This window comes from Stenotrophomonas sp. YJH_SMC_16, assembly GCF_059367875.1.
In genome coordinates this window covers 33896-55177 of record NZ_JCAFRH010000011.1, presented here as the reverse complement: position 1 = coordinate 55177, position 21282 = coordinate 33896, and the positions used below count along the sequence as shown (strand labels likewise).

Below are 21282 nucleotides of genomic sequence, written 5' to 3'. Positions count from 1 at the left end.
TCCGCGTTCGCCGGGCATGGCCCGGCGCTACTACGTGGCGGTTCCGGTAGCGCCGGGCCATGCCCGGCGGCCGTCCTTCAACGTACGGCGGCCTGCAGCCACGGCGGCGACAGCGTCAGCAGCCGCGCATGCACCGGGCAATCCTCGGCGTGCGCGCCGGGCAGGTAGCCCAGGCTCATCAGGAATTCGCCGGTGATCTCGCCGCCGGTGAAGCGGAACGTCTTCTTGAACAGCTTCACCCAGTCGGCCTTGCTGAGCGGGTGATGCGCATCCAGCCACGCCGCGAAGCTGCCATGGCTGGCCCGCAGCTGCTGGATCACCTGCGCGTTGTGGATCGCCGCCAGTACCTTCAGCCGGTTGCGGATGATGCCCGCGTCCGACAGCAGGCGTTCGATGTCCTGCTCGGCATACGCTGCCACGCGGTCCACATCGAAGCCGTCATAGGCCGCGCGGAAACCCTCGCGCTTCTTCAGGATCGTTTCCCAGCTCAGCCCGGCCTGGTTGATCTCCAGTACCAGCCGCTCGAACAGTTCGCGCTCGTCACGCTGCGGGAAGCCGTACTCGTTGGCGTGGTAGTAGTCGTGCACCGGATGGCCCGGGGCGATGAGGCAGTAGCCGCTCATGGGGAAGACTCGTTGGATTCGGGTTCGGGATCGATGGCCAGCGCAGGGCGTCCGCCGATGGACAGCATCGGCCAACGCGGTGGCACAAGAGTGAGTTCGCCATCACGCAGGGCCTGGTTGATCGCCTCGGCCTGGCCGCTGACGGTGCCGAACAGCGAGCCGGCCCGGCGCCACCGGGCATCCCTGCCACGTGCGTACAGCACGCAGTCCGGTCCACGGTGGGTGTACAGCTCGCACAGCAGCACTTCGCCGGTGCCATCGCCGTCCAGGTCGCGATGCACGATCAGGCAGTCGCGCTCGCTCTGGGCGCAGGATTCACCATTGATCGCGCGCGTGGCCAGTGCCTGCCACCAATCGTCCGGTGGCGAGCTGGACCCCTTGGCCAGCTTCAGCGTGCGCTGCAGGGCGACGACGTCCTGCGGCCCCTTGTCGAGGCGCTGTCCGTCGTCCCAGCGTGACGTGCGTGCCAGCGCTGCCGCGATCACCTGTGGCGCGTTGGCATCGGCGGTGATGGCCGGATCACGCTGCAGCTCGCGCAGCGCCTGCACGCCACGGCGCCCCAGATCGAAGCGCAGCACGTTGACGTCGCTGCTGGTGATCGCCGGCGGGTCCGCGCGCAGCCGCGCCAGCTGGCTGGACAGGGTCAGCCGCACCGGATCCAGCAGCGGCGAGTTGCCCAGCAATGCCAGTGCCAGCACCGCCCAGCACATCCAGCGGTTGACCGGCTCCAGCATCTGCAACCAGCCCCCCTGCCGGCGCAGCACCGCCAGCGCGTAGCCCACGGCATAACCGGCCACGGCCAACGCGATCAGCACCGCCCAGAACCGGTCCACGGTCCAGCCGTACTGCACCACGCGCAGGCCCAGTGCATACAGCGCCAGCGCCGCGTAGACCGGCAGCGCCAGCAGGCTGGCTTCAACAAGGCGGCGCAGCAGCAGGGGGTAGGGGGCGCTGTCTTCCCCCTGCTGGTAGACCGCATTGGTGAACGTCACCAGCAACAGCGACAGCACCAGCAGCAGGCTGGCCGCCGAGCGGGTCTTCCACAACGGCTCCAGCCCGGTAAGCGGCAGGCTCAGCACGAACAGCACGGCGATGAACGATAGCAGCGGCAGCAGCCCGCGGCAGATCGCGAACAGCACCTGGCGGGTGATCTGGATCGCGCGGTGCTGGGTGCGCCCGATCAGCACGCCGAACCCGGCCAGGCTGCCGGTGGCCAGCGCAATGAACGCGTCCTGCCGGAACAGGTCGCGGAAGAACGTCACCTCCAGCAGTTGGAACAGCGCCGCCCACAACCACAGCAGCAGCCAGGTCAGCCCGGTGAACAGTGCGGCGAGGGCCAGGGTCAGACCGTTCTGCCAGGCGCGCTCGAACAACGCCGGGTAGCTGGCACGCCAATGCCCGTGCTGCAGCTGGAACTGCCACCAGGGCAGGGCCACGAACACCGCCACGGCCATGCCCAGGGTCAGCGGGAACTGCAGCGCGCCCGATTCCAGTGCGGTCTCGCCATTGAGGTTCCAGCCGATCCAGGCGGCCAGCGCCAGCACCACCGCCGAGCCGAGCGCGGCCTGCAGCCACAGGCGGCGCTGGCCCAGCTCGACCAGGCTCAGCGCCACCGCGCTGGGGATGGCCAGCACCCAGGCGTACCAGCAGTAGCGCCAGCCGATATCGCGGAAGGGCCAAGCATCGGACAGCTCCTGCGCGGCGTACAGCATCAGGCCCTGCAGCAGGGCGATCAGGACGATGGCGCTGCGTGCCGGCAGACTCAGGGGCGAAGAGGGCTGCATCGATGACCTTCCATGGCAAAGCACCATCCTAGCCCATCGCTGCACGCGCCCATCGCGCGACCATATCGGCCCCAGCAGGTAGAATGGGGCCATGCCTGTAACGCCGACCTCCCTTGCCGATCACCTGCTCGTCGCGCTGCCGTCGCTGCTCGACGCGACCTTTGCCCGCAGCGTCGCGCTGATCTGCCAGCACGACGAGAACGGGGCGATGGGCGTGCTGGTCAACCAGCCTTCCGAGTACACGCTGGGTGAAGTGCTTGCACAGATGGACATCACCACCGGTGATGGCGACCTGCAGGCGCGCATGGTGCTCAACGGCGGCCCGGTGCATCCGGAGCGCGGCTTCGTCATCCATGACGACGCGCGGGCGTGGGACTCCAGCCTGACCGTGGGCGACGGCCTGTACCTGACCACCTCGCGCGACATCCTCGAAGCGATGGCGCGCGGCGAAGGCCCGGCCAATGCCGTGGTCACCCTTGGCTGTGCCGGTTGGGGCGCAGGGCAGCTGGAAAGCGAGCTGTCCGAGAACAGCTGGCTGACGGTGCCGGCCGATGCCGAACTGGTGTTCCAGCTGCCGCTGGAGCAGCGCTGGCAGGGGGCGGCCTCGCGTATCGGCGTGGACCTGTTCCGGCTGACGGATTACAGCGGCCATGTCTGAGCCGGTCGCGCCCGCACCGGTTCCTGCTGCCCCGGCGATCCGCCGTGATGGCACCGTTCTGGGTTTCGATGTCGGCTCGCGACGGATCGGCGTGGCTATCGGCAGTGCCTTCGCCGCGCATGCGCGCGCGGTGGCCGTGGTCGATGTGCACGGCAACGGCCCGGACTGGACCGCGATCGAGCGCCTGCTCAAGGAATGGAAGCCCGATGGCCTGGTGGTTGGCGACCCGCTGACCCTGGACGGCCAGGACCAGCCCAACCGCAAGCGTGCGCAGGGCTTCGCCCGCCAGCTGCGGGAACGTTTCAAGCTGCCGGTGGTGATGATCGACGAGCGCTCCAGCTCGGTCGAGGCCGCCCGCCGCTTCGCCGTCGAGCGCGCCGAAGGGCGCAAGCGCCGCCGTGATGCGGCCGCCCTCGATGCCGTGGCCGCGGCGGTGATCATCGACCGCTGGCTGTCGTCGCCGGACGACGCCACCCCCATTCCCTGACTGCCCGACACCGCCATGACCGCCCAGCAAATCGATGCCTCCGGACGCCTGCGCCACCTGCTGACCCTGGAGGGCCTGCCGCGCGAGACCCTGCTGCAGCTGCTCGATCGGGCAGGGCAGATCCGCGATGCCGCAGTCGGCCGCGTCGGCAACAAGCGCCACGTATTGGCCGGTTCGGCGGTGTGCACGCTGTTCTTCGAACCGTCCACGCGCACCCGCAGCTCGTTCCAGCTGGCCGCGCAGCGGCTGGGCGCCGATGTACTGAACTTTGATGCCTCGACCTCGTCCACGCGCAAGGGCGAAACCGCCTGCGACACGCTGCGCAACCTGGAAGCGATGGGCGTGCGCGGCTTCGTGGTGCGGCACCCGGATGATGGCGCCGTGGCCGCACTGGCCGAAGCGGCGGGCGAGGGCACTGCGCTGATCAACGCCGGTGACGGCCGCAGTTCGCACCCGACCCAGGGCCTGCTGGACATGCTGACCCTGCGCCAGGCCAAGGGCCCGGATTTCTCGAAGTTGAAGGTGGTGATCGTCGGCGACGTGAAGCACTCGCGTGTGGCCCGCACCGACCTGCATGCGCTGCGCACGCTGGGCGTAGGCGAGATCCGCGTCTGCGGCCCGCAGTCGCTGCTGCCGGACGACGAGACCCTGAAGGGCTGCGTGGTCGGCGATGATTTCGACGCGATGCTGGAAGGCGTCGACGCGCTGATGATGCTGCGCCTGCAGCGCGAGCGCATGGAAGAAGGCCTGGTGCCGTCGCTGGAGCAGTATCACACGCAGTACGGCCTGACCACCGAGCGCCTGGCCCGCGCCGGCAAGGATGCGGCGGTGCTGCACCCGGGCCCGATCAACCGCGGCGTGGAAGTGACCGACGAGGTGGCCGACGGCCCGCAGTCGTGGGTACTGCGCCAGGTCGCCAACGGCGTCGCCGTGCGCATGGCTGTGCTGGAAACCCTGCTGGGCTGATCTGCCGCATCACCATGGGTGCCAACCTTGGTTGGTACTGCTGCTGTGGTGGGTGCCAACCTTGGTTGGCACTGGCCTACCCTTGCGAAGGTGATTTCCCGTTGTTCAGGGAACATGCGCCCGCCCATGCTCTTCTGCATGAACAGCGCCCGCCTCCTGCTAGGCCGTCACTCCACTATTGGCCAGAGCTACATCCTCACAACGAACGTGCATGGCCGGGCGGCACTGTTCGCCAACGACGCCGTTGCGGATACCGCCATGCAGGAGTTCCGGCGTCTGGATCTGGAAGGTCTGACCCATTCGATTGCCTACGTGGTCATGCCGGATCACATCCACTGGTTGATGCAGCTGCGCGCGGCATCGCTCGACGTTGTCATGAAGCGCTTCAAGTCGCGTACGGCCGTGCACGCAAACAGGGTACTGGGCAGGGTGGGGCGCTTCTGGCAGTCCTGCTATCACGATCATGCAATCCGCTCTGATGAATCGCTGTTCCGGCACGCGATGTATGTGATGGCGAATCCGATCAGGGTGGGGCTGGCAACGCAGCTTGGCCAGTACCCGCATGCGTGGTGTCAGTGGGAACTCGAAGGTTCTGCCAAGGCGGAGCTCATGGGGGCGGACAGATAGTGCCAACCAAGGTTGGCACCCACCGAAACCAGGATCCAACCAGGGTTGACAGCCACTGGAGCCAGGATCCAACCAGGATTGACAGCCACTGGAGCCAGGATCCAACCCTGGTGGGCAGCTACCGGAAGCCGCGACTCACCGCTTCTGCGCGAACAGCCACGCCCACATTGCCGGGTCCGCATAGGTGGCATCCCAGGCGTTGTGGTTGCCGTCGGGGTACTCGGTATAGCGCACGTCGCGTGCGCTGGCGCCCTGGAAGGCGGCGTGCAGCCTGCGGTCGTCGTCCGGCGGCACCACGTCGTCCAGCGCGCCGTGGAAGATCCAGATCGGCGTGTGCCGCAGGCGCTGCGCGATCACGGCATACGGATCGGTTTCCTGGGCGACCTGCTCGACGAACAGGGTTGGGCGCTTCGCGCGTGGTGCAAGTACCGCGCCGCACACGGGGACGATCGCGGCAAAGCGGCGCGGGTCGTCCAGCGCGATGTTCCAGCTGCCGTAGCCGCCCATCGACATGCCAGTCAGGTACTGCCGTGCCGGGTCGGCGCCGAATTCGGCGATCGTGGCGTCCAGTGCGGCCACTGCCGCACGGTTGTTGCGGCCGCTCCATTCCTCATGGCCCGGTACCTGTGGGAACACCACCAGGGCGGGGAAGTCGGGATGCTCGCGCAGGTAAGGCCCCAGCCCGGCGTAGGTCTGCTTGACGCCATCGGCACCGCGCTCGCCGGAGCCGTGCAGGAACAGGATGACCGGGAGGTGGGTGGGAGCGGCGGCCTGCACGCCGGCCGGAATGAACACCTGATAGTAGGCGGTCTCCCCCTCCACCTTCACCGCACGTGCCTCGAAGCGACCACGCGCGCTGTCCGGCAGCGAAGTGCAACCGCTCATCACCAGAAGGGCCAGCAGTGGCAGCCAGCGCGACATCGAACGGACCATGGGAATTCCCGAAGCGGCAGGTATGGCCGCATCGTAGTCCGCCGCACGTCAATGAGGCATCGTGCGCCGCGTCACTGCGGACGCGGAAAACTGGCGATGATGTCCAACTGCTCCTGTGCCTCGGCGTTGCCTTCGGCGGCAGCTGCCTGCACCTGTGCCATGTCCGGATGCAGCACCACCAGCAGCGGGTTCTCGCAGACCGGGCAGTCGTACTCGGTGGCGTCCTCGTCCAGCTCCATCTCCATGGCACGCGAGCTGCCCTTCCATTCGCAGGCCGGGCAGGTGTGCTGCTGGTCGCGCCAGCCGGGCTGGAAATAGTTTTCGATCGTTGTTGCCATGGGTGTTCCCGTTGGGTGGGGTCAGCGCCCCGCGTGGCGGGGCCCGATCCTTGATGCGGTCAGTGCAGCAGCACCAGGGTGGCCAGGCCGAGGAAAGTGAAGAAGCCCATCGAGTCGGTCACGGCGGTCAGGAAGATGCCACTGGCCAGCGCCGGATCGAAGCCGAAGCGCTTCAGTGTGAGCGGCACCAGCACGCCGGCCAGCGCTGCGAACAGCAGGTTGCAGGTCAGCGCGATGGCGATCACCGCAGACAGACCGGGTGAATGGAACCAGGCCAATACGATCAGGCCCAGCACCGAGCCGAGCATCACGCCGTTCAACAGCGCAACCCGTACCTCCTTCCACAACAGGGTGCGCGCGTTGGAGGCGCCCACCTGGCCCAGCGCCAGGCCGCGCACCATCAGCGCCAGCACCTGGGTACCGGCGTTGCCACCGAGGCCGGCAACGATCGGCATCAGCACCGCCAGCGCCACCAGCTTGTCGATGGTGCCCTCGAAGTGGCCGACCACGCTGGAGGCCAGGAACGCCGTGCACAGGTTGACCGACAGCCACATCAAGCGGCGGCGCATGGCGCGCCAGACCGGGCTGAACAGATCTTCGTCCTCGTCCAGGCCGGCGGCGCCCAGCGCCTGGTGCTCGGCCTGTCCACGGATGATGTCGACCACGTCATCGATGGTGATGCGGCCGACCAGGATGTTGTTGTCGTCCACCACCGGCGCCGAGATCCAGTCATGGTCGGAGAACTGGCGGGCGACCTCCTGGTCGCTTTCGCCGACATCGATCGCCGGCTGCTCGTCGTCGATCAGGCGGTTGATCGGGGTGGTGTCCTCGTGGGTCACCAGTGCCGCCAGCGACACCCGGCCGAGGTATTGATGGCGCCGGCTGACCACGAACAGGTGGTCGGTGTGGTCGGGCAGTTCGCCTCGCAGGCGCAGGTAGCGCAGCACCACGTCGACGTTGACGTCGGCGCGCACGGTCACCACGTCCGGGTTCATCAGGCGCCCGGCACTGTCCTCGGGGTAGGACAGCACCTGCTCCAGGCGCTCGCGGTTCTCGCGGTCCATCGACTTGAGGACTTCGTCGATGACCGTGTCCGGCAGGTCTTCGACCAGGTCGGCCAGGTCGTCGATGTCCAGGTCTTCGACCGCGGCGATGATTTCGTCCGGGTCCATGTCCGCGAGCAGGCTCTCGCGCACGTCGTCGCCGACGTGGACCAGCACCTCGCCGTCATCTTCCGGATCGACCAGGCCCCACACCACCTCGCGCTTGCCCGGCGGCAACGATTCGAGCAGGTTGCCGATCTCGGCCGGGGCCAGGGTGTTGACCAGGCGGCGCACCGGGCCCAGCCGACCGCTGTCCAGTGCGTCGGACAGCATCCGCAGTTGGCGTGCAGTCTTGTCGTGGCGTACAGCTTCAGCCATCGCAGCTCCCGCGGGATAAGAAAAGCCGCGATCCCGGCAAGGATGCGGCAACAGGGGTGTTCAGCGCGTCATTATCGCAAGGGGATGTTTCAACGCATAGCCGCCACGCATGGCGGCCGATGGTAGTGCCGGCCGCTGGCCGGCAACCTCACGGACCTCGATGGCGGCGATTGCCGGCCAGCGGCCGGCACTGCCCTTGGCGCTCAGGCCGTTTCGGCCACCAGCGCCAGCCAGCGCTCGATGGCGCGGCGGTCGCGTGCGGCCAGCAGCTTCGGTGCGCGCGCACGCAGCGTGGCCAGGTCGGCCTCGCGGATCGCGCGGCGCACCTCCAGCAGTGTGCCGGGGTGCAGGCTGAACTCGCTCAGGCCCAGCGCCAGCAGCAGCGGCGTCATCCGCGCATCACCGGCCATCTCACCGCAGACCGCCACCGGGATGCGATGCCGCGCACCGGTCTCGATCACCATCTGCAGCAGCCGCAGCACGGCCGGATGCAGTGGCGAATACAGCTCGCCCAGTGCCTCGTTGTTGCGGTCGGCGGCCAGCAGGTACTGCACCAGGTCGTTGGTGCCGATCGACAGGAAGTCGACCAGGTCGATGAAGCTCTCCAGTGCCAACGCCGCAGCGGGCACCTCGATCATCGCCCCCAGTGGCACATGGTCGGACACCATGTGACCTTCGCCACGCAGCTGTTCGGTCAGCTTGAGCATGCGCCGGCGCACCGCCAGCAGTTCCTCGCGGGTGCTGACCATCGGCACCAGCACGCGCAGCTTGCCGTAGGCCGAGGCCCGCAGGATCGCGCGCAGCTGGGTGTCGGCCACCTTCGGCCGTGCCAGCGACAGGCGCACGCCGCGCAGTCCCAAGGCCGGGTTCTCTTCATTGCTCAGGGTCAGGCCGGTACGGTCGGCCTTGTCCGCGCCCAGATCGAGCGTGCGGATGGTGACCGGTCGCCCGCTCATGCCCAATGCGGCATCGCGGTAGGTCTGGAACTGTTCTTCTTCGTCCGGCAGCTCGTTGCGCTGCAGGAACAGGAATTCGGTGCGGTACAGGCCCAGTCCCTGCGCGCCCAGCGCATGTGCCTGGGTGACGTCCTCCAGCGATTCGGCATTGGCCAGCAGCGCGATGTCGACCTGGTCGCGGGTACGGCTGGGCTTGCTGCGCAGGCGGCCGAGCTCGCGCTGCTCGCGCGCATGCTCTTTCAGGCGCGCGCGGTAGTCGCGCAGGTTGTCGGCCTGCGGGTTGGCGGTGATGCTGCCGTCGGCGCCATCGATGATCAGCACGTCGCCATCGGCGATGCGGCTGAGCAGCTGCGGCACGTTGACGATCAGGGGCAGGTGCAGGCTGCGCGCCAGGATGGCGCTGTGCGACAGCGCGCTGCCGGCGGCGGTGACGATGCCGACCACGCCCTGCGCCTGCAGTTGCGCCAGCTCGGACGGGGCGATGTTGTCGCAGACCAGGATCTCCCCGGCCAGGCCCTTCATCACCGGCGGCCGTTCGGGCTGCAGGAAGGCGTGGATGCGGCCGATCACATGGTCCAGGTCGTCCATGCGGCTCTTCAGATAGGCATCGTCCATGCCATCGAAGACCTTGGCCAGGCGGTCACGCTGCAGGCGCAGTGCATAGCCGGCGCTGTAGGGGCCGCTGCGGATCAGTTCGTCCAGCCCGAACAACAGCTCGGGATCGTCCAGCAGCAGGGCATGCAGGTCGAGAAACTCGCCCACTTCCTGGTTCAAGGCGCCATGCAGGCGCTGGCGCAGCTCGTGCATTTCCGTGCGCGCGGCATCCACCGCCCGGTGCAGGCGGGCCAGTTCGGCCTCGATCTGATGGGCGGCGATGCGCTGCTCGGCCACTTCCAGCGCATGCGGCAGGCGCACCCGTGCCCGGCCCATCGCCGCGCCACGGGCAGCACCGTGCCCGGCCAGCAGCTGTACCGGCCGCTGGCTGGAAGGGACCTGGGCGGCACGCGCGCGTGGCACGCTCAGCTGTCCTCGTCGAAGCGGCGTTCGAACAGGCCGACCACCGCTTCCATCGCGGCGGCTTCGTCCTCGCCGTTGATGCGCACCGTGACCGGGGTGCCCTGGCCGGCGGCCAGCAGCATCACGCCCATGATGCTCTTGGCGTTGATCTCACGGCCCTTGGCGGCCATGGTCACGTTGCAGCGGAACGGCGCCAGGGTCTGCACCAGCTTGGCGGTGGCCCGGGCATGCAGGCCCAGGCGGTTGCTCACGGTGAGTTCTCGTTCAAGCATCGTCGACTATCGCTCCATTACGGGTACCCGCCGCGGCTGTGGCGGGCAGTTGATCCAGTCCCTGTTCCGGATAATTCATCACCCGCAGCAACATCGGCAGGCTCAGCGCCGACACCCGGCGAACCGGGGTCCCCAGACGGGCCAGCTGCCCGGCAAGGTTGGCGGGGCTGGCGCCGTACAGGTCGGTCAGGATCAGCACACCTTCACCGCCATCGACCCGCCGCAGAGCGGCCGAGGCAAGCGGGAGAAGAGCATCCAGGTCTGCGTCGAACGGTACTTCGAAAGCTTCGGTTTTCAGCGGCAACTGCCGCAGGAGCCGGGTCGCCACGTCAAGCAGGGCGGTGCCGACCCCGGGATGTGTTACGAGGAGAATGCCACAGGTCATTACTGCACGTTAACAGGTCAAGGTGAATTGGCGATAGCAGCAGGAGAGGGGCACTGTGTCCCGTATTCAGTGTTGCCAGGGTCAAAGCCCTTTTCCCCTGGAAAAGGGATCCGACCCCATCCGTTTTTCTATGCCTGACCGAGATTCATCCACGCATGGCGTGGATCGTGTCGACCAAGGTCGACACCCACCAACAGCACACGGAATCTGTCAGAGGCGGGGCGGTGTGGGTAGGCAGGACCGTTGGCGCCATGGATGGCGCCATCGAGCCCCCAGGGAGGGGTTCACGGCGTGTCCTGCCTGCCCACATCGCCCCGCCATCCCACGGAATGCCGCTTTTGCTTTTGCTGTTGCTGTTGCCGGCCAGCGGCCGGCACTACCAGCGGGTGCCGGGCGCAGCCCGGCCGACCACCCTCAATCCTGTTCGCGGTGGTACGTGGCCACGTCTTCCCAGCCCATCTCGCGGGCATGCCGGGCCAGGCGCTCGGCGAGGAACACCGAACGGTGCTTGCCACCGGTGCAGCCGAACGCCACGGTCACGTAGCTGCGGGTGCCATCCCCCAGCTTCGGCAGCCAGATATCGAGGAAATCCATCAGTTGGGCCAGGTAGCGCTGCACGTCCGGCTGCGCTTCCAGGTAGTCACGCACGCCAGGCTCACGGCCGCTGAGCGCGCGCAGGTCCGGGTCCCAGTGTGGATTGGGCAGCACCCGCGCGTCGAACACGAAGTCCGCTTCGGCCGGCACGCCGCGCTTGTAGGCAAACGATTCGAACAGCAGCGACAGGCCGGTGGCATGGTCCATCGTGAACTCGGTGATGATCCGCCGCCGCAGCTGATGCACGTTGAGGTTGCTGGTATCGATCACCGCATCGGCCTCGCGGCGCAGCGGTGCGGTCAGCTCGCGCTCGCGGGCGATCGCTTCGGGCAGCGACAGGCCCAGCTGGCTCAGCGGATGGCGACGGCGGGTGTCGGCATAGCGCTTGAGCACCGTTTCATCGCTGGCCTCGAAGAACAGCACCTTCACTTCCACGCCGGCGTCGGTGGCCAGCTGCCGCCAGTCGCCCAGCTGGCTCAGGTCGGCCTGGCCGCGCACGTCGATGCCCACCGCCAGCCGGCGCGGCGCGCTGCCGTCGTGGTTGGCCAGCAGGCTGCGCACGAAGTCAGGCAGCAGGTGGATCGGCAGGTTGTCCGAGCAGTAGTAGTCCTGGTCCTCGAAGGTCTTCAGGGCGACGGATTTACCCGAGCCGGACAGGCCGCTGACGATGATCAGGGTCGGGGCGGAGGGGGTTGCGGTGCTCATGGACAGGCTCTTCGAAGGGCAGGGGAATCAGGGCGTTCGCCGTTCCAGCAGGTTGCTGTGGCGGGCGATGAACATCGCCGCCGGGTCGATGCCCTTGGTACGCAGGATATGCAGGCGGGTGGCGGCTTCGGTCAGCACGGCCAGGTTACGGCCAGGCATCACCGGCAGGGTGATCAGCGGAACATCCAGGTCCAGCACATGGCGGGTGCCCGAGTCGCCGGTCAGGCGCTCGTAGCCATGCGGGGTGGGTTCGGTCATCGGCTTGGTCAGGTGGACGATCAGCCGAAGGTACTTGTTCTTCTTTACAGCTGTGTCGCCGAACATCTCGCGCACGTTCAGTACGCCCAGGCCGCGCACTTCCAGCAGGTCCTGCAGCAGCTCGGGGCAGGTGCCGTCGAGTACGTCGGGCGCGATCTGGGTGAATTCGGGGGCATCGTCGGCGACCAGGCGATGGCCACGGCTGAGCAGTTCCAGCGCCAGCTCGCTCTTGCCCGATCCGGCCTCGCCGGTGATCAGCACGCCGATCGAGTAGATCTCCATGAACACGCCATGCAGGATCACCCGCGGCGCCAGCGTACGCGCCAGGTGGTAGGACAGGTGGTTGAGCAGTTCGTGGCCGCGCTTGGGCGACAGCCACAGCGGCGTGCCGGATTCATCCGCGGCGGCACGCAGGTCTTCCGGGCACGCCTGGTTGCGGGTCAGCACCAGCGCCAGCGGGTGCGACTGCATGATCTTTTCGATGGTCTCCCAACGCTGGCGCGGTTCCAGCGCATCCAGCCAGGACAGTTCCTCGGTGCCCAGGATCTGCACCTTGTTGGGATAGATGGCGTTGAGGTAGCCGGCCAGCGAGGGGCGCCGCGAGACCGTGTTGCCGGCCTCCAGCTCGCGCTTCTCGCCGGACTTGCCGGCAGCCCAGCGCAGCCCCAGCCGCTCGCGCTGCTGTTCGAACAGTTCACGGGCGGTGATGCTGGTATTCATGCGGCGCTCGCAGGTGGGGTCATGTCCAGCGCCTCGCGCAGGGCCCGGGCATCGCCCGCTTCGCGCAGGGCCTGGCGGATGTCCGGCGCGGAGAACAGCTCGGCCAGCTCGGACAGCAGCATCAGGTGCTGGTGGGTGTAGTGGGCGGGGACGGCCATGGCGAACACCAGGTCCACCGGCTCGTCGCCGCCGAAGTCGACCGGGGTGGCCAACCGCAGCAGGGCGCCGCGGGGGCGGTCCAGGGTTGGCGCGCGGCCGTGGGGAATGGCGATGCCGTGACCGATCACGGTGCTGCCCAGCGCTTCGCGCTGGCACAGGTTCAGATAGATCTGTTCGGCGTTGGCCTGGCGGCAGGCCAGCAACCCGGCGGCGGCCTGCAGGACGCTGTCGCGGTCGGTGGCCGTGCAGAGCTGGGTCTGCACGGCCGCCAGGAGGTCAGTCAGGGGCATGTCTGCGGGGAACGGTGGCGATCAGCCACCATTGTCGCCCACCGGCAGCGGCGCGTGCTGCTGTTTTTTCTCCTTGTGCTTGATCACCAGGCGGTCAAGCTTGTCCGCAAGCAGGTCGATCGCGGCATACATGGTCTGGGCATTGGCCTCGGCGTGCAGGGTCTGGCCGGGAATGTTGAGGCTGGCGTCGACGTGGTGTTCGGTCTTCTGCAGCTTGAGGGTCACCCGCGCTTCGCAGTGCTGGTCGAAGTGTTTGCCGATCCGGGCCAGCTTCTCCTCTACATAGGACTGCAGGGCCGGGGTGACTTCGACATCTTTGCCAAACGTTTCGATGCGCATCGGGTTTCTCCTGTGTTCGGATGTGCCAATGAACCTCTCCGCCGGGCGCGGCGGCGCGTCAAGCGATTCTGACCCTTTCGTGCGAGGCGGAAATGTTCATGGCTTCACGATACTTCGCCACGGTGCGCCGCGCTACTGGAATTCCCGATGATTTGAGCAGGTCAGCCAGCTTGGCGTCAGAAAGCGGCTTGCGCGGGTTCTCGTCGTCGATCAGGCGCCGGATCATCGCCTGGATGGCGGTGCTGGACGCCTCGCCGCCGCCCTCGGTATCGATGCCGGAGGCAAAGAAGGCGCGCAGCGGCAGGGTGCCTCGCGGGGTACGCACGTGCTTGCGGGCGATCGCGCGCGAGACCGTGGATTCGTGCAGGCCGAGCTCGGCGGCGATCTCGCGCAGGGTCAGTGGACGCAGCGCCTGCTCACCGAATTCAAGGAAGCCGGCCTGCTGCAGGATCAGGCTGCGCACGACGCGCAGCAGGGTTTCGCCACGCTGCTGCAGCCCTTTCAGCAGCCAGCGCGCTTCCTGCAGCTGGGCACGCAGGTAGCCGGCATCGGCGTCGCCACAGCGTCGGATCAGCTGTTCGTAGCCGCGGTGGATCACCACCTTCGGTCCGGCATGCGCGGCCAGCGCCGCGCGCCACACACCGTTCTGCCGCCACACCACCACGTCCGGCACCACATAGGTGTCCTGCGACAGCGGTGCGATCTGCGTGCCCGGGCGCGGGTCCAGCGAGCGCAGCAGCGCCACGGCAGTCTCGACCTCGTCCAGCGGCTGCTTCAACTCATGGGCAAGCCCGGCGACGCCGCTGCGCGGCAACCGTTCCAAGGGGCCTGCGGCAATCTGCCGCGCCAGGATCAGGCCGGGCGTGTCGCCGGCCAGCACATCCAGCTGCAGCAGCAGGCATTCGCCCAGCGTGCGTGCAGCCACACCCACCGGATCGAAGCGCTGGATGCGATGCAGCACGGCGAGGATCTCGTCCTCGTCGGCGTGGATCGCCGGCAACAGGGTTTCAGCGATGGTGGCCAGCGGCTCGCGCAGGTACCCGTCGTCGTCCAATGCATCGATCAGTGCCGCGCCGATGCTGCGATCACGCGAGGACAGATGCGACAGATGCAGCTGCCACAGCAGATGGTCGGCCAGTGTTTCGGTTTCGGCTACGCGCTCGGCAGCGCTGCCGTTGTCGTCGTCATCGTCGAAGCTGCCACCGCTGCCGGCCGCGCTCCAGTCCAGTTCGGCCGGCGCCCAATCGTCACCGGCATCGGTGCGTTCTGCGGGGGCATCACTGTCGTTGCCATCGCCGGCTTCGTTGGCGGTACTGCTGCTGTCACTGCTGTTGGCCCAGTCCAGCAGTGGATTGCTTTCCACCGCCTGCGCGATTTCCAGCTCCAGCTCGGTGGTGGACATCTGCAGCAGCTTGATCGCCTGCTGCAACTGGGGCGTGAGCACCAGGTGCTGTCCCAACGATGTCTGCAGCCGAGTCTTCATGCCTGTGCCGAAAGGAAGGAAAGGGACCCGGCGACCGCAGTCACAGCTTGAAGGAATCCCCAAGGTAGACCCGACGCACGTCGGCATTGTCCAGGATCGCCTCCGGCGAACCCTGGGCCAGCACGCTGCCCTCGGCGAGGATATACGCGCGGTCGCAGATACCCAAGGTCTCGCGCACATTGTGGTCGGTGATCAACACGCCGATGCCACGCTGCTTGAGATGGGTGACGATGCGCTGGATCTCGCCGACCGAAATCGGGTCGACACCGGCGAACGGTTCGTCGAGCAGGATCAGGCGCGGCTGCGCGGCCAGGGCGCGGGCGATCTCGCAGCGGCGGCGTTCGCCACCGGACAGGCTGGCGCCGAGCTGGTCGGCGACATGGCCCAGCTGCAGTTCGTCGAGCAGGCTGTTCAATTCGCGCTCGCGGCCCTTCGAATCGAGGTCCTCGCGCAGTTCCAGCACCAGGCGGATGTTGTCGGCCACGGTCAGCTTGCGGAACACCGAGGGTTCCTGCGGCAGGTAGCCCACGCCCTGCTTGGCGCGGGTATACATCGGATCGCCGGTGATGTCTTTGCCATCGAGCACGATGCTGCCAGCGTCAGCCGCAACCAGGCCGACGATCATGTAGAAGCAGGTGGTCTTGCCGGCGCCGTTGGGGCCGAGCAGGCCGACCACTTCACCGGCGTCGAGGGTCAACCCGAAGTCCTTGACGACTTCGCGCTGCTTGTACTTCTTGCGCAGGCCCTTGGCGACGAGCATTACTTCCTGCCCCCGGCCGGCTGCGCCGGCGTGGTGGCCTTGGGCTGTGCCGCAGGCGCGGCCGGGGTCTTGTTCTTCGGCGGGATGACGGTGCGCACGCGGCTGCCGTCACCACCGGAGTTCATCTCGCCGGTGCGGGTGTTGTAGACCATGCGCTGGCCGGCATTGGTGCCGCGGGCGCTGGTGACCTTGTAGTTGCCGGTCAGGGTGATGATCTCGGTCTTGATGTCGTAATCGATGCGATCAGCCAGCGCGTCCATCCAGGTGCCGTCATCGAGCTGCTGCTTCATCTTGGCCTGCTTGCCGGTGAACACCACGCGCACGGCCTCGCCGTCCTTGAGGTAGATCTCGGCCTCGGACGAGCGCAGGTCCAGCGTGCCCTGGGTGATGATCACGCCCTGCGACAGCACGGTCTTGCCGTCGCCGGTGAGCATGCCCGACTGGGCGCCGGAATCGATGTGCATGTCTTCGTTGCGGTCGGTGGACTTGGCGAAGGCGGCGCTGGGGACAAGAAGACCGAGCGCGAGTACGGCGGCAAAGGGAATCTTCATCGGGGTCCGTTCTACCGGTGGAGGCCGCCCGGGCGGGCCGGGGGCGGGCGGATGGGGCTGCCGGCCCTGCGCCTGTCCGGAGACGTCGCAGGCTGGCGGCGGAATCAGTGCTTGGGCGTGTAGCGGCCCTTGGACTGGCTGAGGAAATGATACGTGTTGTTCTTCGAATCCACTTCGAAGCCGACGCCGGACTGTTCCATGCCCGGGCGGGTCATGGTCACCAGGGCGTCGGTGCGGGCGCGGTTTTCCTTCGGGAACACGTCCAGATGATCGGTGCGGAAGGTGGTCGGCACCGTGCCCGGGCCGGCCGGGCTGTCGCCGGCAACATTGCCGCGCAGCTTCATCTCGTCGCCCTTGGCACTGAGCCAGCCGGTCTCGGCACGCAGGGTCCAGTGCTTGCCATCCTTGTCCGGCATCTCGAACAGCGGCGTGGCGATGTTGATGGTCTGGTCACCGCGCTGGCGCTCCAGCAGCGGCGCACGCAGGGTAGTCGATTCCTTGCCGTGCTCATCCAGGGCGACGATCTGGAAGTCATGCAGGATGTAATCCACGCCGACTTCCTGGCCGCCACTGGCCGGGCCCTTGTCACGGTTGCGCAGCGCCGCCCAACTGCTCAGCAGGGCGGCCAGCAGCAGGCCGATGCCGAGCACGGTGCGCCAGTTCAGGGTGGGCAGGTTCATGCGCCGAACCTCGCCAGCACGGCGTCCACATGGCCCTGGGCGGCCAGCAGGATGTCGCACAGCTCACGTGCGGCGCCCAGCCCGCCCTCGGCACGGGTCTGCCAGTGCACGCGCTCGGCGATCCACGGATGGGCGTTGGCCGGGGCCACCGCCAGGCCGACAGCACCCAGTGGCGCCAGGTCGGGCAGGTCATCGCCCATGAACGCCACCTGTTCCAGGCCGATGCCGTGCTGCGCGCACAGCGCCTGCACGCTGGCCAGCTTGTCGCCCACGGCGATCTGGGTGTCGATGCCGAGGTCGGCGCCGCGCTTGAGCGCGGACTGGCTGTTGCGCGCGGTGATCAGCACGGGGTGGATACCGTGCTGCTGCAGCAGTTTCAGGCCCAGGCCATCCTGCACGAAGTACGCCTTGCTCTCGTTGCCGTCCTTGTCGTAGTACAGCCGACCGTCGGTGAGGGTGCCGTCCACGTCGAAGCAGGCCAGGCGGATACGGGCCGCGGCGGCATGCAGGTGGGCGGGGAAGGCGGGCAGGGGGGACCAGGGCATCAGGGCGGCAGGCTCGTTGGGGGCAGGTGCGGCGTTACAGACTGAATGGGGTTGATGGACTGTCGGTTAAACCACCCGGGCCCGCAACAGGTCATGAATGTTCAGGGCGCCGACCGCGCGGCCCTGGCCATCGACCACGATCAGGCCATTGATTTTCTGGGTTTCCATCTGCCGGGCCGCCTCGACCGCGAGCTGGTCAGCACCGATGGTGCGCGGGTTACGGGTCATCACATCGGCGATCTTTGCGGCGCGCACGTCCAGCGCGCTGTCCAGCGCACGGCGCAGGTCACCGTCGGTGAACAGGCCGATCAGTACGCCGTCGGCATCGACCACGGCGGTCATGCCCAACCGTTTGCGGCTCATTTCCATCAGCGCTTCGCTGAGGCTGGCGTCGGCGCCCACGCTGGGCAGGTCCTCGCCGGTGTGCATCACGTCGGTGATGTGCAGCAACAGGCGGCGGCCGAGGCTGCCGGCCGGGTGCGAGCGGGCGAAGTCATCGGCGGTGAAGCCGCGTGCGTCGAGCAGGGCCACAGCCAGCGCATCGCCCATCGCCAGCGAGGCGGTGGTACTGGAGGTCGGCGCCAGCGCCAGCGGGCAGGCCTCGGCCGGCACACTCACATCCAGATGGATGTCGGCGGCGGTGGCGAGGCTGGACTGCGGGCGGCCGGTCATGGAAATCAGCACGTTGCCCTGGCGCTTGAGTACCGGCAGCAGCATCAGCACCTCGTCGGACTCGCCCGAATAGGACAGGGCCAGCACCACGTCGTCTTCGGTGATCATGCCCAGGTCGCCGTGGCCGGCTTCGCCCGGGTGCACGTAGAACGCGGGCGTACCCGTGGAGGCCAGGGTGGCGGCGATCTTGCGGGCGATATGCCCGGATTTGCCCATGCCGGTGGCGACCACCCGCCCGCGGCTGGCCAGGATCGCCTGGCAGGCCTGCTGGAAGGCCTCGCCAAGGCGGTCGGCCACGGCATCCAGCGCCTGCCGCTCGATCTCGAAGACGCGGCGGCCGCTGGCGACCAGGCCGGCAGGGTCGACGGAACGGGGGGGCAACAGGGATTTGGCCATGCGGACGCCACGCAGCGGAAGTAGAATGGACGCACATTTTATTAGGAAAGCCCGTTGGACGCCGACACCATCCGCAATCTGATCGAAACCGGCCTGCCTGGCGCCCGCGCCGACGTGCAGGGCGACGATGGCGTGCATTTCGAAGCGACCGTGGTCTGCGAGGCCTTCGCCGGCAAGATGCCGCTGGCCCGCCACCGCATGGTGTATGCCACGCTTGGCGACCTGATGGGCGGCGCGATCCACGCGCTGGCGCTGAAAACCGTGACCCCGGCCGAAGCCGGCTGAACCGCAGAAGATCCCGAATACATGGCCAAGATCGTTGTGACCGGCGGCGCTGCGCTGCACGGTGAAGTGAGCATCTCCGGCGCCAAGAACGCCGTCCTCCCCATTCTCTGCGCGACCCTGCTGGCCGATGCGCCGGTGGAGATCACCAACGTGCCGCACCTGCACGACGTGGTCACCACGGTGAAGCTGCTGGGCGAGCTGGGCGCCAAGGTCACCATCGACCAGGGCACGCTGTCGCGCGGCAGCGCGATCGTGGTCGACCCGCGCTCGGTCAACCAGCACGTGGCACCCTACGAGCTGGTCAAGACCATGCGCGCTTCGATCCTGGTGCTGGGCCCGCTGCTGGCCCGCTTCGGCGCGGCCGAAGTGTCGCTGCCCGGCGGCTGCGCGATCGGTTCGCGTCCGGTCGACCAGCACATCAAGGGCCTGCAGGCGCTGGGTGCCGAGATCGTGGTCGAGAACGGCTTCATCAAGGCCACCGCCAAGCGCCTCAAGGGCGGCCATTTCACCTTCGACATGGTCAGCGTCACCGGCACCGAGAACGTGCTGATGGGTGCGGTGCTGGCTGAAGGCACCACCATCCTCGACAACTGCGCGATGGAACCGGAAGTGACCGATCTGGCGCACTGCCTGATCGCGCTGGGCGCGAAGATCGAAGGCCTGGGCACCGCCCGCCTGGTGATCGAAGGCGTCGAGCGCCTGTCCGGTGGCCGCCATGAAGTGCTGCCCGACCGCATCGAGACCGGCACCTTCCTGGTCGCCGCAGCGATGACCGGTGGCAAGGTCACGGTCAACCGTGCGCGCCCGAACACCATGGACGCGGTGCTGTCCAAGCTGGTCGAGGCCGGTGCGAAGATCGAGACCACCGACGACACCATCACCCTGGACATGCAGGGCAAGCGGCCGAAGGCGGTCAACCTGACCACCGCGCCGTACCCGGCATTCCCGACCGACATGCAGGCGCAGTTCATGGCGCTCAACTGCGTGGCCGACGGCGTGGGCGTGATCAACGAAACGATCTTTGAGAACCGTTTCATGCACGTCAACGAACTGCTGCGCCTGGGTGCGGACATCCAGGTCGAAGGGCATACCGCCATCGTGCGTGGCAGCGAGCACCTGAGCGGTGCACCGGTGATGGCGACCGACCTGCGTGCGTCGGCGTCGCTGATCCTGGCCGGCCTGATGGCCAGCGGCGACACCACCATCGACCGCATCTACCACCTTGATCGTGGCTACGAGAACATCGAAGAGAAGCTGTCTTCGCTCGGCGCCACCATCGGGCGCGTGCCATGATCCTGCGCGGCAAGTTCAGCCCGCGTCGCAAGGCGCTGCTGGCCCTGGTGCTGATCGTGCTGGCGTGGCTGGGCTATGCCTGGTACGCCAACATCGCCATCACCCGGGGCATCGAGCAGAAGGACATGGACTGGAATGGCGATGGCACGGTCACGCGTGATGAAATCATCGAGTCGTTCTATGCGGTCGCAGTGAACGACAGCCAGGACGGCAACCGTCATTGCCGCACCTTCGTCTGGCGCAGCACCGGCGAGCAGATCCGCGTGGACTGCCGCACCGAGTTCAAGGCGGCCGAAGAGAAACCGGCCGAAGCGAAGAAATAAGAAAACGCCCGCGAAAGCGGGAGTTTCTTTTTGGGATCCACCCATCCACGCCATGCGTGGATGACGTGGATCTCCGGTCAGTTCATCGCCTTGATGGTCAGGTCCAGCGCATCGCGGCCGCTCTCGCGCTGCAGCATGCGCGCCGGCACCGGGAACTCCGGCACGATCCAGGCGATCAGTTCCTTGTTGCCGTCGGCGCGCGAGACCTTGGTGGCCTCGTAGCTCTTGCCGCCCACGGTGATCGACTCCTTGCCGATCACGCGGTACGTCATGTTCTTGATGCGGCCTTCGTCGACCATGCGATAGGTCAGCGGCTTGCCGGCGGCCAGGTCACGGGCGATCGCCAGGTTGATCAGCAGCGCGTCCATGTCGCCCGCCTTCAGCGCGATGGGGCCCGCACGGTCCGGCTTGATGTCGCCGGTCCAGGTGGCCTGGTTGCTGGTCCAGTTGTAGTTGGCCTGCACGTTGCGCTTCTTCACCAGCAGCGCCGAACGGTCCTGGCTGCTGAGCGGGCGCAGCTGGCCACGGACTTCCTCGAACACCGTGCTCTGGCTGAGGTCGGCCAGCTGGTTCTTCACCTGCAGGCTGTAGCGCCACTTGTTGCTGCCTTCGCTGGCCAGGGTCATGGTGCCGTTGGCCTGCATGCCCATGTAGCTGGCCAGGTAATCCGCCTTGAACGGTTCCAGGGCCATGGCCGGCAGGCTGGCCACGGTCAGGGCAGCGGCTGCGATCCAGGTGAGGGGGCGGGTCAGGGTGTTCATG

Annotated in this window: 26 protein-coding genes; 7 read left to right on the top strand and 19 right to left on the bottom strand. The window is 67.5% G+C overall.

The window, feature by feature from the left end:
* Positions 1-77 precede the first annotated feature (77 nt).
* Both AC5P6E_RS19130 and AC5P6E_RS19125 read right to left on the bottom strand, forming a co-directional pair.
* Positions 78-623 carry a DNA-3-methyladenine glycosylase I gene (locus tag AC5P6E_RS19130; RefSeq protein ID WP_019337124.1) on the bottom strand — a complete coding sequence of 182 codons (546 nt, stop codon included), beginning with the start codon at positions 621-623 and terminating at the stop codon, positions 78-80.
* On the bottom strand, positions 620-2407 hold the full coding sequence (locus tag AC5P6E_RS19125; protein WP_019337123.1) for a DUF4153 domain-containing protein: 1788 nt from the start codon (positions 2405-2407) through the stop codon (positions 620-622). The genes AC5P6E_RS19130 and AC5P6E_RS19125 overlap by 4 nt, the downstream gene beginning before the upstream one ends.
* A 91-nt stretch (positions 2408-2498) precedes the next feature.
* Here AC5P6E_RS19125 and AC5P6E_RS19120 point away from each other — a divergent pair, with 91 nt between their 5' ends.
* From AC5P6E_RS19120 to AC5P6E_RS19105, 4 genes are all read left to right on the top strand, one after another.
* Positions 2499-3065, top strand: coding sequence for a YqgE/AlgH family protein (locus tag AC5P6E_RS19120; RefSeq protein WP_005408377.1), 567 nt, complete (start codon positions 2499-2501; stop codon positions 3063-3065).
* Entirely contained in the window at positions 3058-3552 is a 495-nt protein-coding gene (ruvX, locus tag AC5P6E_RS19115; RefSeq protein WP_010483674.1) for a Holliday junction resolvase RuvX, read from the top strand. Before AC5P6E_RS19120 ends, ruvX begins: the two co-directional genes overlap by 8 nt.
* A gap of 15 nt (positions 3553-3567) precedes the next feature.
* Entirely contained in the window at positions 3568-4518 is a 951-nt protein-coding gene (locus AC5P6E_RS19110) for an aspartate carbamoyltransferase catalytic subunit (RefSeq protein WP_019337122.1), read from the top strand.
* Between the two features lie 138 nt (positions 4519-4656).
* Entirely contained in the window at positions 4657-5145 is a 489-nt protein-coding gene (locus AC5P6E_RS19105) for an REP-associated tyrosine transposase (protein WP_029550723.1), read from the top strand.
* Between the two features lie 135 nt (positions 5146-5280).
* Here AC5P6E_RS19105 and AC5P6E_RS19100 read toward each other — a convergent pair whose 3' ends face one another.
* The 16 genes from AC5P6E_RS19100 to AC5P6E_RS19025 all read right to left on the bottom strand — a co-directional run bounded on the left by AC5P6E_RS19100 (position 5281) and on the right by AC5P6E_RS19025 (position 18619).
* Complete coding sequence (locus tag AC5P6E_RS19100; RefSeq protein WP_019337120.1) at positions 5281-6078, bottom strand: carboxylesterase family protein; 798 nt, start codon at positions 6076-6078, stop codon at positions 5281-5283.
* Positions 6079-6149: 71 nt separating this feature from the next.
* Complete coding sequence (locus AC5P6E_RS19095) at positions 6150-6416, bottom strand: hypothetical protein (protein ID WP_010483664.1); 267 nt, start codon at positions 6414-6416, stop codon at positions 6150-6152.
* A 59-nt stretch (positions 6417-6475) separates the two neighbouring features.
* Positions 6476-7837 (bottom strand): magnesium transporter, encoded by a 1362-nt coding sequence (gene mgtE / locus AC5P6E_RS19090; RefSeq protein WP_010483662.1) that lies wholly within the window; start codon positions 7835-7837, stop codon positions 6476-6478.
* A gap of 203 nt (positions 7838-8040) precedes the next feature.
* Entirely contained in the window at positions 8041-9810 is a 1770-nt protein-coding gene (ptsP, locus tag AC5P6E_RS19085) for a phosphoenolpyruvate--protein phosphotransferase (RefSeq protein ID WP_010483659.1), read from the bottom strand.
* Positions 9811-9812: 2 nt separating this feature from the next.
* The gene (locus AC5P6E_RS19080) at positions 9813-10082 is read right to left on the bottom strand and encodes an HPr family phosphocarrier protein (RefSeq protein ID WP_005408385.1); all 270 of its coding nucleotides are present in this window, start codon (positions 10080-10082) and stop codon (positions 9813-9815) included.
* Positions 10075-10467 carry a PTS sugar transporter subunit IIA gene (locus tag AC5P6E_RS19075; protein ID WP_010483657.1) on the bottom strand — a complete coding sequence of 131 codons (393 nt, stop codon included), beginning with the start codon at positions 10465-10467 and terminating at the stop codon, positions 10075-10077. Before AC5P6E_RS19075 ends, AC5P6E_RS19080 begins: the two co-directional genes overlap by 8 nt.
* Positions 10468-10881: 414 nt before the next feature.
* Positions 10882-11766 (bottom strand): RNase adapter RapZ, encoded by an 885-nt coding sequence (gene rapZ, locus AC5P6E_RS19070; protein ID WP_329834877.1) that lies wholly within the window; start codon positions 11764-11766, stop codon positions 10882-10884.
* A 27-nt stretch (positions 11767-11793) separates the two neighbouring features.
* The gene (gene hprK, locus AC5P6E_RS19065; protein WP_005408388.1) at positions 11794-12744 is read right to left on the bottom strand and encodes an HPr(Ser) kinase/phosphatase; all 951 of its coding nucleotides are present in this window, start codon (positions 12742-12744) and stop codon (positions 11794-11796) included.
* Positions 12741-13193: a PTS sugar transporter subunit IIA gene (locus tag AC5P6E_RS19060; RefSeq protein WP_010483653.1), complete on the bottom strand. Its 453-nt coding sequence runs from the start codon at positions 13191-13193 to the stop codon at positions 12741-12743. Before AC5P6E_RS19060 ends, hprK begins: the two co-directional genes overlap by 4 nt.
* 21 nt (positions 13194-13214) lie before the next feature.
* Positions 13215-13532, bottom strand: a complete 318-nt coding sequence (gene hpf, locus AC5P6E_RS19055) for a ribosome hibernation-promoting factor, HPF/YfiA family (protein ID WP_004147311.1) — start codon at positions 13530-13532, stop codon at positions 13215-13217.
* Positions 13533-13590: 58 nt separating this feature from the next.
* Positions 13591-15015 carry an RNA polymerase factor sigma-54 gene (locus tag AC5P6E_RS19050; RefSeq protein ID WP_019336873.1) on the bottom strand — a complete coding sequence of 475 codons (1425 nt, stop codon included), beginning with the start codon at positions 15013-15015 and terminating at the stop codon, positions 13591-13593.
* A 40-nt stretch (positions 15016-15055) separates the two neighbouring features.
* On the bottom strand, positions 15056-15775 hold the full coding sequence (lptB, locus tag AC5P6E_RS19045) for an LPS export ABC transporter ATP-binding protein (RefSeq protein ID WP_010483646.1): 720 nt from the start codon (positions 15773-15775) through the stop codon (positions 15056-15058).
* Positions 15775-16326: a lipopolysaccharide transport periplasmic protein LptA gene (lptA, locus tag AC5P6E_RS19040; protein WP_019336872.1), complete on the bottom strand. Its 552-nt coding sequence runs from the start codon at positions 16324-16326 to the stop codon at positions 15775-15777. The genes lptB and lptA overlap by 1 nt, the downstream gene beginning before the upstream one ends.
* 104 nt (positions 16327-16430) lie before the next feature.
* Positions 16431-17006 carry an LPS export ABC transporter periplasmic protein LptC gene (lptC, locus tag AC5P6E_RS19035; protein ID WP_010483644.1) on the bottom strand — a complete coding sequence of 192 codons (576 nt, stop codon included), beginning with the start codon at positions 17004-17006 and terminating at the stop codon, positions 16431-16433.
* Positions 17003-17551 (bottom strand): KdsC family phosphatase, encoded by a 549-nt coding sequence (locus AC5P6E_RS19030; RefSeq protein ID WP_010483642.1) that lies wholly within the window; start codon positions 17549-17551, stop codon positions 17003-17005. The genes lptC and AC5P6E_RS19030 overlap by 4 nt, the downstream gene beginning before the upstream one ends.
* A 66-nt stretch (positions 17552-17617) precedes the next feature.
* Positions 17618-18619 carry a KpsF/GutQ family sugar-phosphate isomerase gene (locus AC5P6E_RS19025; RefSeq protein WP_019336871.1) on the bottom strand — a complete coding sequence of 334 codons (1002 nt, stop codon included), beginning with the start codon at positions 18617-18619 and terminating at the stop codon, positions 17618-17620.
* Positions 18620-18673: 54 nt separating this feature from the next.
* On the opposite strand from AC5P6E_RS19025, the gene AC5P6E_RS19020 reads away from it, so the two are divergent.
* The 3 genes from AC5P6E_RS19020 to AC5P6E_RS19010 are packed head-to-tail and all read left to right on the top strand — an operon-like array spanning position 18674 to position 20520.
* Complete coding sequence (locus AC5P6E_RS19020; protein ID WP_005408396.1) at positions 18674-18904, top strand: BolA family protein; 231 nt, start codon at positions 18674-18676, stop codon at positions 18902-18904.
* Positions 18905-18925: 21 nt separating this feature from the next.
* Positions 18926-20197 carry a UDP-N-acetylglucosamine 1-carboxyvinyltransferase gene (gene murA / locus AC5P6E_RS19015; protein WP_019336870.1) on the top strand — a complete coding sequence of 424 codons (1272 nt, stop codon included), beginning with the start codon at positions 18926-18928 and terminating at the stop codon, positions 20195-20197.
* The gene (locus AC5P6E_RS19010; protein WP_019336869.1) at positions 20194-20520 is read left to right on the top strand and encodes a hypothetical protein; all 327 of its coding nucleotides are present in this window, start codon (positions 20194-20196) and stop codon (positions 20518-20520) included. Before murA ends, AC5P6E_RS19010 begins: the two co-directional genes overlap by 4 nt.
* Before the next feature lie 77 nt (positions 20521-20597).
* On the opposite strand, the gene AC5P6E_RS19005 is transcribed toward AC5P6E_RS19010, so the two are convergent.
* Complete coding sequence (locus AC5P6E_RS19005; protein ID WP_010483632.1) at positions 20598-21281, bottom strand: DUF3108 domain-containing protein; 684 nt, start codon at positions 21279-21281, stop codon at positions 20598-20600.
* Position 21282 lies beyond the last annotated feature (1 nt).

What these genes read in the sequence shown, in the direction of transcription:
- hprK (WP_005408388.1), bottom strand. Translation starts at nt 12,744, where the DNA reads ATGAATACCAGCATCACCGCCCGTGAACTGTTCGAACAGCAGCGCGAG.
- hpf (WP_004147311.1), bottom strand. Translation starts at nt 13,532, where the DNA reads ATGCGCATCGAAACGTTTGGCAAAGATGTCGAAGTCACCCCGGCCCTG.
- murA (WP_019336870.1), top strand. Translation starts at nt 18,926, where the DNA reads ATGGCCAAGATCGTTGTGACCGGCGGCGCTGCGCTGCACGGTGAAGTG.
- AC5P6E_RS19095 (WP_010483664.1), bottom strand. Translation starts at nt 6,416, where the DNA reads ATGGCAACAACGATCGAAAACTATTTCCAGCCCGGCTGGCGCGACCAG.
- AC5P6E_RS19010 (WP_019336869.1), top strand. Translation starts at nt 20,194, where the DNA reads ATGATCCTGCGCGGCAAGTTCAGCCCGCGTCGCAAGGCGCTGCTGGCC.
- AC5P6E_RS19080 (WP_005408385.1), bottom strand. Translation starts at nt 10,082, where the DNA reads ATGCTTGAACGAGAACTCACCGTGAGCAACCGCCTGGGCCTGCATGCC.
- AC5P6E_RS19025 (WP_019336871.1), bottom strand. Translation starts at nt 18,619, where the DNA reads ATGGCCAAATCCCTGTTGCCCCCCCGTTCCGTCGACCCTGCCGGCCTG.
- AC5P6E_RS19125 (WP_019337123.1), bottom strand. Translation starts at nt 2,407, where the DNA reads ATGCAGCCCTCTTCGCCCCTGAGTCTGCCGGCACGCAGCGCCATCGTC.
- lptA (WP_019336872.1), bottom strand. Translation starts at nt 16,326, where the DNA reads ATGAAGATTCCCTTTGCCGCCGTACTCGCGCTCGGTCTTCTTGTCCCC.
- AC5P6E_RS19005 (WP_010483632.1), bottom strand. Translation starts at nt 21,281, where the DNA reads ATGAACACCCTGACCCGCCCCCTCACCTGGATCGCAGCCGCTGCCCTG.
- ruvX (WP_010483674.1), top strand. Translation starts at nt 3,058, where the DNA reads ATGTCTGAGCCGGTCGCGCCCGCACCGGTTCCTGCTGCCCCGGCGATC.
- lptB (WP_010483646.1), bottom strand. Translation starts at nt 15,775, where the DNA reads ATGCTCGTCGCCAAGGGCCTGCGCAAGAAGTACAAGCAGCGCGAAGTC.
- lptC (WP_010483644.1), bottom strand. Translation starts at nt 17,006, where the DNA reads ATGAACCTGCCCACCCTGAACTGGCGCACCGTGCTCGGCATCGGCCTG.
- AC5P6E_RS19105 (WP_029550723.1), top strand. Translation starts at nt 4,657, where the DNA reads ATGAACAGCGCCCGCCTCCTGCTAGGCCGTCACTCCACTATTGGCCAG.
- AC5P6E_RS19075 (WP_010483657.1), bottom strand. Translation starts at nt 10,467, where the DNA reads ATGACCTGTGGCATTCTCCTCGTAACACATCCCGGGGTCGGCACCGCC.
- AC5P6E_RS19050 (WP_019336873.1), bottom strand. Translation starts at nt 15,015, where the DNA reads ATGAAGACTCGGCTGCAGACATCGTTGGGACAGCACCTGGTGCTCACG.
- mgtE (WP_010483662.1), bottom strand. Translation starts at nt 7,837, where the DNA reads ATGGCTGAAGCTGTACGCCACGACAAGACTGCACGCCAACTGCGGATG.
- AC5P6E_RS19060 (WP_010483653.1), bottom strand. Translation starts at nt 13,193, where the DNA reads ATGCCCCTGACTGACCTCCTGGCGGCCGTGCAGACCCAGCTCTGCACG.
- AC5P6E_RS19130 (WP_019337124.1), bottom strand. Translation starts at nt 623, where the DNA reads ATGAGCGGCTACTGCCTCATCGCCCCGGGCCATCCGGTGCACGACTAC.
- AC5P6E_RS19120 (WP_005408377.1), top strand. Translation starts at nt 2,499, where the DNA reads ATGCCTGTAACGCCGACCTCCCTTGCCGATCACCTGCTCGTCGCGCTG.
- AC5P6E_RS19030 (WP_010483642.1), bottom strand. Translation starts at nt 17,551, where the DNA reads ATGCCCTGGTCCCCCCTGCCCGCCTTCCCCGCCCACCTGCATGCCGCC.
- rapZ (WP_329834877.1), bottom strand. Translation starts at nt 11,766, where the DNA reads ATGAGCACCGCAACCCCCTCCGCCCCGACCCTGATCATCGTCAGCGGC.
- AC5P6E_RS19110 (WP_019337122.1), top strand. Translation starts at nt 3,568, where the DNA reads ATGACCGCCCAGCAAATCGATGCCTCCGGACGCCTGCGCCACCTGCTG.
- AC5P6E_RS19100 (WP_019337120.1), bottom strand. Translation starts at nt 6,078, where the DNA reads ATGGTCCGTTCGATGTCGCGCTGGCTGCCACTGCTGGCCCTTCTGGTG.